This window comes from Actinomadura rudentiformis, from assembly GCF_008923185.1.
Taxonomy (GTDB): domain Bacteria; phylum Actinomycetota; class Actinomycetes; order Streptosporangiales; family Streptosporangiaceae; genus Spirillospora; species Spirillospora rudentiformis.
The window spans coordinates 191,420-204,166 of record NZ_WBMT01000001.1 but is presented as its reverse complement, the minus strand read 5'-3'; the positions used below and the strand labels follow the sequence as shown (position 1 = coordinate 204,166).

Here is a 12,747-nt window from a genome sequence, read left to right as displayed (position 1 = left end):
CCATGAAGAGGACGTTCATCGGTCTGGCCGCCGCGTCAGTCGTCGCCGCAGGCGTCACCGTCGCCGTCGGCTCGTACGAGACCGAGGTCTCCGCCCGCCCCGTCGCCGCCGCCGCGCCGGAGAGCAGCCCCGTCGGCTATGCGAGCATGAACGGCGGCACCACCGGCGGCGCGGGCGGCACCACCGTGACCGCCACCAACGCCTCCCAGCTCAGCCAGCACGTCGCCGGGGACGCCCGCCGGGTCATCCAGGTCAACGGGACCATCTCGCTGGCCGGAATGCAGAAGGTCGGCTCCAACAAGACGATCATCGGCGTGGGCACCGGCGGCCGCATCACCGGCGGCGGCCTCAACTTCGACGGATCCCGCAACGTCATCGTCCGCAACCTGAGCTTCAGCGGCGCGGGCGACGACGCCATCAACATCCAGGACGGTTCGACCAACATCTGGATCGACCACAACGACCTGTCCAACGCCAATGACGGCCTGCTGGACATCAAGCGCGGCTCCGACTTCATCACCGTGTCGTGGAACCGTTTCCACGACCACGACAAGACCGCGCTGATCGGCCACTCCGACAGCAACGCCTCGCAGGACCGGGGCCACCTGCGCGTGACCTACGTGCACAACTGGTTTCCAGGGCACCAACCAGCGCCACCCGCGAGTGCGCTTCGCCAACCCGGTGCACGTGGTCAACAACTACTACAGCAACATCGGCAGCTACGGCACCGCGTCCACCATGGGCGCAGGCGTGTTCGTCGACCGCAACTACTACGAGAACGTCCGCCGTCCCACCTCCATCAAGGAGGGCGACTCCGCCGAGGGCAACATCCGGGAGTCCGGCAACCACCTGGTGGGGTCGGGCGCGATCGTCACCCGCAACCCCGGTTCCGTGGCGGCGATCCCGTACTCCTACTCCGGCGAGCCGGGGACCAGCGTCAAGGCCACCGTCACCGCGGGCGCCGGAGTCGGCAAGCTCTGACCCCCCACGAGAACGCCCCCTCGCCGCCACACGGCGAGGGGGCACCGCCATGCAGAATCCTCGTCTCTCCGCCGCGCCGGCCGACCGGCTGCCCGGCCTCGGGTCTCCGGAGCCATGGTGAGGCAGATCGCGTATCCCAGCAGGGTGACCACGGTCCCCGGCGACCTCGACATTGTGATCAACCTCGCCTCGATCCACCGCAGGAGCGAGACCGGGCAGACCCGCGGCAAGATCATCCTTACTCCCTGAACGATGGGATTGTGGGTCCGGTTTGACGACACGGTGATGTTGCCCCGCTCTTCCTGGCGCTTGGCACCCCGAACCCCTGACTTGACCTAGCGATGGTCGGGTGTGTCCGGCTGGGGCTGCATGGTCAGGTCGGCTGAAACCTTGGCGGCGACCTCGGCGGCGAGCTCCATTGCCCGTACTGCCAGTGGGGACGGGGAGGATGTGGCCCGCCAGTGGAGGTAGATCCCGCGCGACGGTGTCGGCCGCAGTTCGTGGATGGTGAGCCGGTCGTCGGACCGGACGTCGGATCCGTGGAGGGCGAGCCACGGCAGCACCGCCCATCCCAGTCCGGCTCGCACCATCGACAGGATCGCCTCGTTGCCCGGGGAGCGGAAGACGATACGCGGTCGCGCACCGGCATCGGCGAGTGCCTGACCCATCCACACCTCGTCGCAGGTTGCATGGCAGCCCACCATCGGGCTGCCATCGAGCCGCTTCAGCGGTACGGGACCGTCGGGAAGGTCGCCGGGCCGGGCCACCAGCAGGTAGGGATCGTCGACCAGCTTGACGCGCTCGACGTCGCCGTCGACCGGTCGGTCGTAGAACAGCAGGTCCAGGTCACCGATCTGTGGATCCACCGGCACCTCGTACAGCCTGATCTCGCAGCCGGGGTGCTCGTCACGCAGTCGGCGCACGACCGATGGCAGGATCACGTTGGACACGCTCTGGAACGTGCCTATGTCGATCCGGCCGTCGCCGGCCTTGAACCGCTCGACGGCATCGGACAGCGCCCCGGCCTTCGCCAGCAGCTCGCGCCCCTGGTCGAGGACCACGGCGCCGAGCGGCGTGATCCGTACCGGCCTGGGACCGCCCGGCCGCTCGAACACCGGGCCGCCGACCGACTTCTCCAATGCGGCGATCTGCTGGCTGATCGTCGATTGTGTGTAGCCCAGCCGCGTGCCCGCCCGCCCGAACGTGCCCTCCTCGACGATGGCGACCATCGTCGCCAGGTGCCGCAGTTCCACATCGATCACGAGCCAAAGCATAGTCGATGGCGATCGACTCGATAAGAAACAATCGCTTTTCACGATGCAACTGCGCCCCTAACGTCGACGACATGACAACCCACGGCACACAGGTCCCCGTCACGCTGGCGATCAAGGCCCGACCGCCTCGGGCCCGGTTGAGGCAATCGAGCCTGGTATGGGCGCTCACGGCAACTCACTTCGTGAGCCGGGCCGGCGGAGTGGCGCGGGCGTTCCTGGTGCTCTACCTGACCCAGGAGCGGGGACTCTCGCCGACGACGGCCGGGGCGGTGGTCGCGGCGGTCGGCGTCGGAGACATCGGGTCGCAGCTGCTGGGCGGCTGGCTGGGCGACCGGATCGGTCGACGCCACACCATGCTGGTGGGGTTCTTGGGCACAGCCGTCGCACTGGTCGCGCTCGGCTCGGCGGAAACGATGCCGGCGATCTGTGCGGCGGCCGTCGGCGTCGGGCTGATGGCGGAGCTGTTCCGTCCGGTCGGATCGGCTGCCGTGGCGGACCTGCCTGCGCAGGAACGGGTCCGCGCCTTCGGTTTGCTCTTCTGGGCGGCCAATCTCGGCTTCACGGTCTCCACGGTGGCCGCTGGGGTGCTGGTCCAGCAGGGATACGGCATCCTGTTCTGGATCAATGCAGCGGCCTCGGTCCTCGCGGCGCTGATCGTGTGGCGACACGTCCCCGAGACCCGTCCGCCGATGTCGAAGGCGGCCCGACGGGCACTGCTGCCAGTCCTCCTGCGCGATCCGGTGATGCTCGCCATGGCGGCGATCCACGTCGTCTACTTCACGATGTTCCTGCAGGCGTTCTCGACACTCCCGCTCGTCATGGCCGGCGACGGCCACGGTCCAGAGACCTTCGGTGCGGTGCTCGCCCTGAACGGGATCGTGATCGTCGTGGTCCAGCCGATTGCGGTACGGCTGCTCGACGGCCGCGACACAGCCTCCGTTCTGGCGGTTTCCATGCTGCTGGCCGGCATCGGCGGCGGACTCGGCGCCGTCGTGCACAGCAGCGCCGCCCACGCCGCGTCGATCCTCGTGTGGACCCTCGGCCAGGTCGGCGTCTCCGTCATGTTCGGCGCCACCTTTGCCGGCCTCGCACCGGCCGACCTACGCGGCCGGTACATGGGCGTCGCCTCCACCACGTGGAGCCTGGGCGCCGTGCTGGGACCACTGCTCGGCACCGCGCTGCTCGACCACGCTGGGCGGACCGCACTGTGGGCGGCATGCTCGGCGATCGGATTCGCGCTGTTCGCCGCGCAGCGTGCCGTCGCCCCGGCACTGCGCCGCCGAACCTCCGCCCCGGCGTACGACGCCCCTTCCACCGATGGGGCCAAGGACGACCCCGAGCAACCAACCTGGGTTGCCGGATTGACCGCGGAGGAACGTAGGGCCAGCACCGTCGGCGACCGGTCCAGGTCTACTGCGAGTCATCTGACAGCGGCGTCACTCAAGCCGCGACAGCCGAACCACAAGTCGTGACTGTTCCTCTCCTGCGGCGATCTCCGGCTGGCGCGTTCGGGTCATGCGCAGGAGCGCACGGGATTCTCGTTAGCTGTAACCATCTGGAGGTACGTGATGTCGAACGGTGAGCAGATCGTCAAGGCCAACGGCGTGGAACTGTGCGTGGAGTCCTTCGGCGACCCGGCGGATCCGGCCATCCTGCTGATCCATGGCGCGGGCCACTCCCTGCTGGCGTGGGAGGAGGAGTTCGTAGACCGGCTCGTCGCCGGGGGCCGGCAGGTGATCCGGTATGACAGCAGGGACGCGGGCCGTTCGACCGGCTACCCGGCAGGATCACCCGCGTACGGGCTCGGCGACCTGGTCGCCGACGCCGCCGCGCTGCTGGATGTGCTCGGCATCACCGCCGCGCACGTCGTGGGCATGTCGCAAGGTTCCGCGGTCGCCCAGCTCCTGGCCCTCGACCACGCCGACCGGGTGGCCTCACTGACGCTCGCCTCCTCCACACCTGGCGGCCCCGGCCACCAAAACCCCGACCTGCCGCCGGTGTCGCAGGAGATCCAGGAACTCTTCGCCAACGAGCCCGCCGAGCCCGACTGGTCCGACCGGGCCGCGGTCATCGACTATCTGGTCGAGGCCGAACGCCCCTTCGCCGCGCACTCCCGCCCGTTCGACACCGTCGGCATGCGCGCGGCGGCCGAACGCGTCCTCGACCGTACCGCCGACATCGCCGCGCAGCTGACCAACCCTTACTTGATCGACGCGGGCGAGCCCTGGCGCGGGCGGCTCGGCCAGATCGGCGCTCCAACGTTGGTGATGCACGGCACCGAAGATCCGCTCTTCCCGATCGGCCACGGCCGCGCGCTCGCGGCGGAGATCCCCGGCGCCCGCTTCATCCCCCTGGAGCAGACCGGCCACGAGGTCTTCCCCCGGCACCACTGGGACCGTGTCATCCCGGCGATCCTCGACCACACCGCGGGCCGCTGACATGATCGCGCATCGCGCCTGGTGCAAGCCTCGGCTGGGCTGTGACGCACCTCGCTGAGCGTCGTTTTTCCTGTTCGGGTGGCCGGGACGCATCGCTGCGTCCCGGCCACCCGACACCTTCACAGGGCGGCACGGTCGGTACCGCCGCGAAGTGACACGGGGACGAACGGCGCGTCATCTGCGTCTTTGGTCAGGTGTTCTTGGGGCGGGGGCCGAGGGCTTCGAGTGCGGCGTTGACCTCCTCGGGGAGGCCGTTGGAGACGGGGCGGGCGGTCTTGTGCGGGAAACGCTTGGTGACGTGCTCCTCGGCGGCCGAGTCGGGGAGCACGTAGACGGGTTCCTGTTTGTCCTGGAGCGGGCGGACCACGGTGGTGAGGTGCTCCTTGCGGTCGGCGAGATAGGGGCCGATGACGTCCTCGCCGGCGGGGCAGGCGGCCATGCAGTAGGCGGCCTTGTAGCTGGGCTTGTAGCTCAGGCTCTGCCACATCGAGGCCGACTCTGAGGGGGGGACATGGGCGCGGTAGTCCTCGCGGTCGTCGCTGTCGGCGATGGTCTCGACGAAGTCGGTGAACCCGCTCATGAACTCCCGGTAGTTGTGGGTGTAACAGGCCTGGAAGTCGAATCCACCGTCCTTGGTGATGGCGCCGACCGGGCAGGCGGCCACGCACAATTTGCACTCCAGGCACGGGTTGAAGTCGATGGGGCTGTCGGGCCGGTCGACGAGGGCGTCGGTGATGACCGTGCCGAGCAGAATGAAATTGCCGAAGCGGGGATGGATGACGTTGCGGTGAATGCCCATCCGGCCGAGCCCCGCCGCCTCGGCGATCACCTTGTGCGCGATCACCCAGGCCCGGCCGGGGAACTCGTCCATCTCCTGCGGGAAGCCCGCGGCGGGGTAGACGGCGCGGTGCCCGGCGTCCTGGAGCGCGCGGGCGATGCGCCGGGCGACCTGGTCGATCTCGTCGTTCGTCTGATGGAACTCGGAGTTGGCCAGGCTGCGCTGGGGAGCGCGCACGTTGTCGCGGTTCATGCGCAGGCATATCGCGATGTAGGTCTGCGCGCCGGGCAGTGCCGTGACGGCCTGCTCGCGTTCGCTCGCGGCCTCGGCCGCGTCGATGGACACGAAGCCCACGTCGTCGGCGCCCGCTTCCATGCAGAGATCGCGCAGCCGGTCGGCGTTGATCAGGGCGTCCACGGGTTCCTGCCGGCTCGCGCGGACCCGCTGCACAGTCGGGTGGTCGTCCAGCCGCATGGGGCACCCCTCTTCATGGCTGAGTAGTTAATCAGAACCTAGGCATGCTGAGTCCTGGAATGCAACCCAAGTGGGCTAGTATCGGATCGTGGAGTGGATCGATCTGGACAGCAGGGCCTGCTCCGTCGCCCGCACCCTGGAGATCGTCGGAGACCGGTGGACGCTGCTGATCCTCCGCGACGTCTTCAACGGCGTACGCCGCTTCGCCGACCTGCAGCGCCACCTCGGCATCGCCCGCAACGTCCTCACCCAGCGGCTGACCGCCCTGGTGGACGCCGGAGTCCTCGTCCGCATCCCCTACCAGGAGCCCGGGGCACGCCGCCGCCACGAGTACGAGCCCACCGATCGAGGCCGCGAACTCCTCTCCGTCCTGTTGACGATCATCGCCTGGGGCGACCGCCACCTCGCCGACGCCTCCGGACCACCGGTCCACGTCCGCCACACCGAATGTGGCACCGACGTCCGCCTCGTCCCCATCTGCGAGGCAGGCCACGCCATCACGAGCCCATCCGAGGTAATGATCGAACCCGGCCCCGGCGCACGCCCGGCGAGTCAATCACCCTCGGCGTCAACACAACCCCCGACACCACGCCAATAGACTTTGGTCGGACTGCCCTGGCCCACCGGCCGATGTGAGCCGATCCGGCGTTTTCTAACGTCGAAGTTCAAGGAGCTTCACGGAAGGGCGCTCGGTGGACATCAAAGGAATCTCATACACCGTCGGAGATGCACCCGCCGACGTCCTCCGCCGCGACATGCGCGCTGTCGCCGAAGACCTGCACTGCACCCACGTGATGCTCATCGGCACCGACCCTGAGCACCATTTGGCAGCGGCACGCCATGCCCTCGACGCCGGACTGGACGTCTACATCCGGCCCTATCTGCCCGACCGCCGCCGTGCTGCATTGCTCACCCACCTCACGCAGGTGGCAACTGCCGCCGAACGCCTGCGCCAGGATTTCCCCGACCGCGTCACCCTGATGGTCGGCAGCGAGTTCTCGCTGACCTCGCCCGGCATGATCCCTGGTCCGCGCCTGTTCTTCCGCCTCCAGATCCTGGTCCGCCCAAACCTGCGCCGGCGCTTCGACCGCCGCATCACGCGTAAGGTCAACCAGCTGCTCGCCTCTGCCGCCATGGCCGCCCGCCGTTCCTTCAACGGCCCGGTGACCTACGCGGCAGGGGGCTGGGAACAGGTCGACTGGACGCCCTTCGACATCGTCGGTGTCAACCTCTATCGCCTGGGCACCGACAAGGCCGCGTACGAGCAACGGCTCAAGGCCCTCCTGGAGGCTTCCGAGAAGCCGGTAGTCATCACCGAGTTCGGCTGTGGGGCACACAAAGGCGCCGACCAACGCGGTCCTGCCTCATTCCTCATCGTCAACTGGCTGGCCCTCCCTCCCAAGGTCAAGGAGGGCCACGTCCGGGACGAGCAAACCCAAGCCGCCTATCTGGGAGAGCTCATCGAGCTCTACTCCAGGCACGAAGTACACGGCGGCTTTGTCTTCACCTTCGCCATGTCCGACTTCCCCCACCAGCCCGATGACCCACGCCATGACCTGGACATGGCAGGCTTCGGCGTCGTCAAGTTCCCTCCAGACGCTCCGACATGGCAGCCCAAAGCGGCCTTCCACGAAGTAGCCCGCCGCTACGGCGGCTAGCCGACTTCACCCGCGCCGTCGGCGTGCAGGCGAAGCAGGCTTAGCTGAGTGGCTCGTAGCAGTCGTAGTTGCGTTGGCCGCAGATCTTTCCATCACGGAAGTCCAGGAACGTGGCGATGTGGGCCTTGACGGTCTGGCCGGTGGCCAGCACGCCCGTCCACGCGATCTCCAGCGCCACGGTGTCGGCGACCGCCACGACGTTCTTCACGGCGTAGTCCTGCGAGACCAGCTTGGCCTGTCCGGCTTCGGCGGCAGCGAGCAGCCCTTCCAGATCGCGGGTCATACCGTCGGGGAACAGCAGGTTGGGCAGCTCACGGTGAGTGACGTCCGGGGTGAAGAACGCCGCGAGTTCGTCTCCGACGGCGCCCTTGCCTACGGCGTCGTGGTAGCGCAATGCCAGGTCGATGTTCGCCTCCATGTCCACAACCATAGTTGTACAACCTTATTTGCACAACTTTGGTTGTGCTAGTGTCCGGAGGCCATGGAACTGGACACCGGATCACTGGCGATCTTCGTCGGGTTCGCCGCTGCCGACCGGGTGCAGGCCGTGCTCGACGCCGCCGGTCACGGGGACCTCCGGTTCTCTCACGGTTATGTCTTCCAGCACCTGATCGAGGGCGCTCCGACCATCGGCGAGCTGGCCGAATCGCTCGGCGTGACCCAGCAGGCGGCGTCCAAGGCCGTCACTGAGCTTGACGGCCTTGGCTACACCGAACGATTCTCCGATCCCCTCGACGCCCGGGTCCGCCGCGTCCGGCTCACCGATCGCGGATCCGAGGCCGTCGAGATCGCACGAAGGGCAAGAACGGAGCTCGAGCGTGACCTGGCCGAACGGCTGGGACCACAGCGGCTGGCAGCGGCCCGCACCGCACTTGAGGAACTCCTGGACGAGCTGGGCGGCGCCGACGCCGTGCGCCGCCGGAACGTACGTCCACCTCGCTAGGACCATCGACGATGGGACGATGCCAGGCGCGTCCGCGATGACGGTGCTTGACGGCGGATCAGGTGCACAGCCGCTCGACCGCGCCGTGCAGGGCGCGCTCGTGGAGCCGGTCGAGGCCGTATCGGAGATCGGCCCTCGCCTCGGCGAGGAACAGCGAGATCGTGCACCGCGGCGTCGGGCGACGCAGATCCTCTGTGGCGGCCAAGTGGTCGATGAACGCGACGGTGATCCGGTCCAGCTGCGGCCGGACCTCGGTGGCCAGGTCGGGACGGTCGGTGGGAGCCAGCTCCGGATGCCGCGTCCACCGGTCGTACAGGCCCCGCTGCACCACCTTGCTCATCTCGATCTGCGCCCGGAAGAACTCGACGGTGTCCTGCACGTCGATGCCCGCCTCGGCCGCGAGCGCCGCCGCCCGGTCCAGCACCTGTCGTTCCCGCACCGGGTCTTCGATCGGAGTGCTCGTGCCGAACTTGGCGGCGGCGACCTTGTCGGCGAGCAGGATCCGTTCGGCAGCGAGCCCGACCAGCGGGGTCAGCCCTTCACGCGACAGCGTCTGCGTGGGGGCCGCCGCCGCGGGGGCCGCAGCCGCGGGCGTCACGCCGACCACCGCCATGCCGCAGAACATGAGGGAGGAGAGCGCGACCCGCAGCAAGGAGGAGCAAGGGGCATTCACGTACATGGACTTGCCTTTCTCGGCGTTCGGTGACAGGGGGATGTGCACGATTTCGCGGTCATCGCCCTTCCCAAGGGCGGGCGTACCCACGGAAGCGGAGTGGATGGACATCGTGGACGGCCATCTCTGCATCAGGGCGGTTCTTCGCAGAGCGCTCGGTGAAGCGCGTCCTGTCGGTATCCACGGATTCGCACACTCAGTTCGGCATCGGGCGCGAGATTCTCACTGCCGTGGATGCCTCCCGGATAGACGTGCAGCTCGATGGGAACGCCGGCCCAGGACAGCCTGCGCGCGAAGTCGACCGCCTCGTCCCGGAGCAGATCCAGGTCGCCGACGTCGATGTAGGTCGGGGGCAGGCCCGCGAGGTCGCGTGCGCGGGCCGGTGCGGCGTACGGCGAGATCCGATCGGTGCCGAAGTCCTGGCCGAGCCACGCCTGCCAGCTCTGGATGTTCGCCTCGCGGCTCCATGCTCCGAATCCGGTGTTGACCATGGCGGAAGGGGTCGACGACAGGTCGTCCAGCATGGGGGACACGAGCAACTGGTGGGCGATGGCCGGCCCACCGCGGTCGCGCGCCAGCAATGCCACCGCCGCGGCCAGGCAACCGCCCGCACTCGTGCCGTAGAGAGCGATCCGATCCGGGTCGATGCCGAGCTCTCGGTGCCTGTCCGCGACCCCGACGAGTCCCCCGTAGCAGTCGTCGAGCGCCGCGGGGTAAGGGTTCTCGGGTGCGAGCCGGTACTCGACCGAAACGACGACGCAGCCAGTGGCTTGAGTGAGCCGGGCGGTCTTCGCATGATCGCTGGCGATGCCGCCCGCCACCATGCCTCCGCCGTGGATGTAATAGACGCAGGGTGCCGACCGGGTCATCGCGTGTGGGCGGTACACGCGCAGCAACACCGGCTCGCCTCGGGTCTCCGCGCCATGAGCGATTGACAGGTCGTGCACATCGACGTCGTCGGGGATGACCGGTCCGGCCCGCAGCGCGGTCAACTCGGCCTGCCTGCGGCGACGCTCGGGAATGTCCCTGATACCGCTCAGGCCGTCGGGGCCGACCAGCTGTCGGTATTGATCGAGGCGCGCTCGGATCTCAGGGTCGATGCGCTCACTGATGTCCACGGTACGTGCCTCTCCTGCCCAGCGCCGGAGCCAGGCGCACGATCGGCGGCGGCCTCGGGCATGTCGTTACGCAACCTGGAAATAGACCCGGCGAGCGGACAATGGCGTCAGCGGAAAGCTCACGACGCGGATCCTGGCGAGCGGTGCCGAGAAGGCACCGTGCTCGCCAGGATCACACAGCCGAATGTCCGAGTCAGCCGCCCGTGCTCTGCGCGTCACTGGTGACGGTGATGCCACGCGCGAAACGCACGATCTGGTCGTCGGTGAGGCCGAGCGATATCGGCACCTGGACCAGCACCTTGTGGCCCGCTCCGTCCGGGAAGATCAGCCATTTGGCCCGGGTCTTGGCGTTCCCTCCGTCGGCGAACCCGAGCCGGCCCTGCTCGCCGTTGACGTCGACCTTCGTCACCGGTGAGCGGCTGGGAAGGCGCGACATGCCCTGGAGCATGACCGCGATGCGGCCTTCGAGGCTGACGGCTTTTCCCCCGTCCGGATTCTGCTTCGACGCGGAGGTGTCCGCGCCGGGCGGCGCGACCACGAAGGCGCTCCTGTCCGAGGAGACCACCTGCCAGCCCGCCGGCACGGTGCGGACCTTGAAACCGACCGGCTGGGTGCCGGTGTAAGCGACGAGCTGCACCCGTGACGCCTGCGGCGCCGTGCTGGAGCCCTTCGCGGCCGGGGCGGAGGCGTCACCGGGCCGGGTGAGCTGAACGGTGCCCACCGCCACGCAGGCCGCGACCGCCAGGACCGCACTCGAAGACGCGATCCGGCGACGACGCCGGCGGCTGAGGGCGCGATGCCCGCGAGCGACGTCGGCGGCGATGACGTCCGCTCCGGCCGGCTCGGGTGTGAGGTCGTGCGGCAGTGTCCTCAGAACGTCGATCAGGTCTGACATTTCACTGCTCCTTCGCATAGGGTCGGGGGTCGATCAGCCGGCGTTGCGCGTGTGTTCGGGGAAGACGGCACGCAGCCGCTCCAGGCCGCGTGCGCTCTGGCTTCTGACGTTGCCCTCGCTGCAGCCCATGGCGTCGGCGGTCTCGGCGACGCTGAGCTCCTCGACGTACCGCAGAACGACCGCCGCACGCATGCCGGCGGGCAGGGTGGACAGCAACGCCATGATCGTCGTCTTGTCGTCGTACCGGGCCTCGACGGCGGCGCGGTCGGGCAGTTGCGCCCGTACCTGCTCGCGGCGGCGGAACGGACTGCGGCGCTCGTCCGTCGCCGCGTTCACGACGCACCGCCGCGCGTACGCGTCCATGGTGTCCGGCCGCACCCGCGGCCATGCCAGATACAGGCGGGTCAGCGCCGTTTGCACCACGTCCTCGGCGCGGGCCATGTCCCCCGACGCCAACAACGCCGCCACACGCACCAGCGCTGCGCGCCGAGCCCTCACGAACTCGGTGAACTCGCGATCTCGATCCGTGGGCCATCTCACAGGCATCCCGCCTCTCGTCGTCGACACTCGCCGCGTGAACACCCCTCATACGGAATCGCCGACGTTCCCGTTGCATGCGAGGCAAGGAGATTCGAGGAGATTCGAGGAGATTCGCGGCTCCAGATCGGCGCGTGAGAATTGGTGACTGGTCGGCAGCCCTCGGACCTCAGGAGTGGGCGGCAGAGGGCGAGGTCGTCGCCGGCGCCGTGGGGGCGGCGAGCAGATCTCCCAATCCGCCACGGGCGTCGTCGATCACGAGCGCCTCGGCCGTCGCCGAGTCACCCGTTCTCAAGGCCCGAACAAGCGCACGATGGCTCCCGTAGCGATCCAGGCCGAATCTGTCGTTCTTGCTGATCCGTTCGAGGAGCCGGGCCCGCCGTTCCGGCGAGGGGAACACCCGGGCCTGGCCGAGCAAGCGCACGAGCACCGGGTTGTGGGCGCACGACTCGACGACCTCGTTGAAGCGCTGCATGGCATCGAGCAGCCGGTCCAGGTGCCGGGACACCTCCTGCCCGGCCTGATGACGTTGCTTGATGACGATCAGCAAGTCGTCGGCCTCGTCGAGAACGGCGTCGAGAAGGTCCAGCTGTGCAGCGGACGCATGCCGCGCGGCGAAGCGGGCCACCAGGCCGCGAAGGGCCACCTCGACCTCGGCGAGGTCCTGTATCGCGGTGTCTCCGAATGCCGCCACCTGGACCGTCCGTGGTCCGGCCCGTTCGAGAAGACCGTCCTGTTCCAGGCGCCGGATGGCCTCGCGCACCGGCGTCGGGCTCACCGACAGCCGCTCGGCGAGCCCGCGTTCGGTGACCTTCTGCCCCGGCCGTAGCTCGCCGGTCGTGATCGCGTCGCGGATGGCCCGGTACGCGCGGTCGGCCAGCGTGTCGGCCGTCAGGCCCTTCAACGTCTCACCCGCCATGGCACCACCTTAGTAGCCATAGCAAACAGGTTAAGCAACTCTTGACCAACTTGCTATAG

Annotated in this window: 14 protein-coding genes and 1 pseudogene; 7 read left to right on the top strand and 8 right to left on the bottom strand. The window is 68.5% G+C overall.

Translation table 11 applies throughout. The features are described 5' to 3' along the window. Positions 1-2: 2 nt before the first annotated feature. Positions 3-575: pseudogene (locus tag F8566_RS52785) on the top strand (pectate lyase family protein); the annotation flags it as partial. Positions 576-663: 88 nt separating this feature from the next. After that, a complete protein-coding gene (locus tag F8566_RS50765) occupies positions 664-981 on the top strand; it encodes a hypothetical protein (RefSeq protein ID WP_225992843.1) in 318 nt (105 codons plus the stop codon). Positions 982-1,316: 335 nt separating this feature from the next. Here F8566_RS50765 and F8566_RS00960 read toward each other — a convergent pair whose 3' ends face one another. Continuing rightward, entirely contained in the window at positions 1,317-2,243 is a 927-nt protein-coding gene (locus F8566_RS00960) for a LysR family transcriptional regulator (protein WP_151556981.1), read from the bottom strand. Positions 2,244-2,326: 83 nt separating this feature from the next. Here F8566_RS00960 and F8566_RS00955 point away from each other — a divergent pair, with 83 nt between their 5' ends. After that, positions 2,327-3,727 carry an MFS transporter gene (locus F8566_RS00955; protein WP_151556979.1) on the top strand — a complete coding sequence of 467 codons (1,401 nt, stop codon included), beginning with the start codon at positions 2,327-2,329 and terminating at the stop codon, positions 3,725-3,727. 96 nt (positions 3,728-3,823) lie between these two features. After that, on the top strand, positions 3,824-4,693 hold the full coding sequence (locus F8566_RS00950) for an alpha/beta fold hydrolase (RefSeq protein WP_151556977.1): 870 nt from the start codon (positions 3,824-3,826) through the stop codon (positions 4,691-4,693). Between the two features lie 190 nt (positions 4,694-4,883). Here F8566_RS00950 and F8566_RS00945 read toward each other — a convergent pair whose 3' ends face one another. Beyond that, complete coding sequence (locus tag F8566_RS00945; RefSeq protein ID WP_151556975.1) at positions 4,884-5,945, bottom strand: epoxyqueuosine reductase; 1,062 nt, start codon at positions 5,943-5,945, stop codon at positions 4,884-4,886. Between the two features lie 88 nt (positions 5,946-6,033). Between F8566_RS00945 and F8566_RS00940 the strand changes: the two genes are divergently transcribed. Next, on the top strand, positions 6,034-6,543 hold the full coding sequence (locus F8566_RS00940; RefSeq protein WP_151556973.1) for a winged helix-turn-helix transcriptional regulator: 510 nt from the start codon (positions 6,034-6,036) through the stop codon (positions 6,541-6,543). Between the two features lie 94 nt (positions 6,544-6,637). After that, on the top strand, positions 6,638-7,603 hold the full coding sequence (locus F8566_RS00935) for a hypothetical protein (RefSeq protein ID WP_151556971.1): 966 nt from the start codon (positions 6,638-6,640) through the stop codon (positions 7,601-7,603). A gap of 40 nt (positions 7,604-7,643) precedes the next feature. Here the strand turns inward: F8566_RS00935 and F8566_RS00930 are convergent, their stop codons facing one another. Continuing rightward, positions 7,644-8,021, bottom strand: a complete 378-nt coding sequence (locus tag F8566_RS00930; protein WP_192809447.1) for a nuclear transport factor 2 family protein — start codon at positions 8,019-8,021, stop codon at positions 7,644-7,646. A gap of 63 nt (positions 8,022-8,084) precedes the next feature. On the opposite strand from F8566_RS00930, the gene F8566_RS00925 reads away from it, so the two are divergent. Then, positions 8,085-8,546 (top strand): MarR family winged helix-turn-helix transcriptional regulator, encoded by a 462-nt coding sequence (locus F8566_RS00925; protein WP_151556967.1) that lies wholly within the window; start codon positions 8,085-8,087, stop codon positions 8,544-8,546. 58 nt (positions 8,547-8,604) lie between these two features. On the opposite strand, the gene aroQ is transcribed toward F8566_RS00925, so the two are convergent. The 5 genes from aroQ to F8566_RS00900 all read right to left on the bottom strand — a co-directional run bounded on the left by aroQ (position 8,605) and on the right by F8566_RS00900 (position 12,688). Beyond that, positions 8,605-9,309 carry a gamma subclass chorismate mutase AroQ gene (gene aroQ / locus F8566_RS00920; RefSeq protein WP_225992737.1) on the bottom strand — a complete coding sequence of 235 codons (705 nt, stop codon included), beginning with the start codon at positions 9,307-9,309 and terminating at the stop codon, positions 8,605-8,607. Positions 9,310-9,350: 41 nt separating this feature from the next. Then, complete coding sequence (locus tag F8566_RS00915; protein ID WP_225992736.1) at positions 9,351-10,337, bottom strand: alpha/beta hydrolase; 987 nt, start codon at positions 10,335-10,337, stop codon at positions 9,351-9,353. Positions 10,338-10,530: 193 nt separating this feature from the next. Further along, a complete protein-coding gene (locus F8566_RS00910; protein ID WP_151556965.1) occupies positions 10,531-11,232 on the bottom strand; it encodes a hypothetical protein in 702 nt (233 codons plus the stop codon). A 33-nt stretch (positions 11,233-11,265) separates the two neighbouring features. Continuing rightward, positions 11,266-11,772, bottom strand: a complete 507-nt coding sequence (locus F8566_RS00905; protein WP_225992735.1) for a SigE family RNA polymerase sigma factor — start codon at positions 11,770-11,772, stop codon at positions 11,266-11,268. 166 nt (positions 11,773-11,938) lie between these two features. Then, positions 11,939-12,688 carry a GntR family transcriptional regulator gene (locus tag F8566_RS00900; RefSeq protein WP_151556962.1) on the bottom strand — a complete coding sequence of 250 codons (750 nt, stop codon included), beginning with the start codon at positions 12,686-12,688 and terminating at the stop codon, positions 11,939-11,941. Between the last annotated feature and the right edge of the window lie 59 nt (positions 12,689-12,747).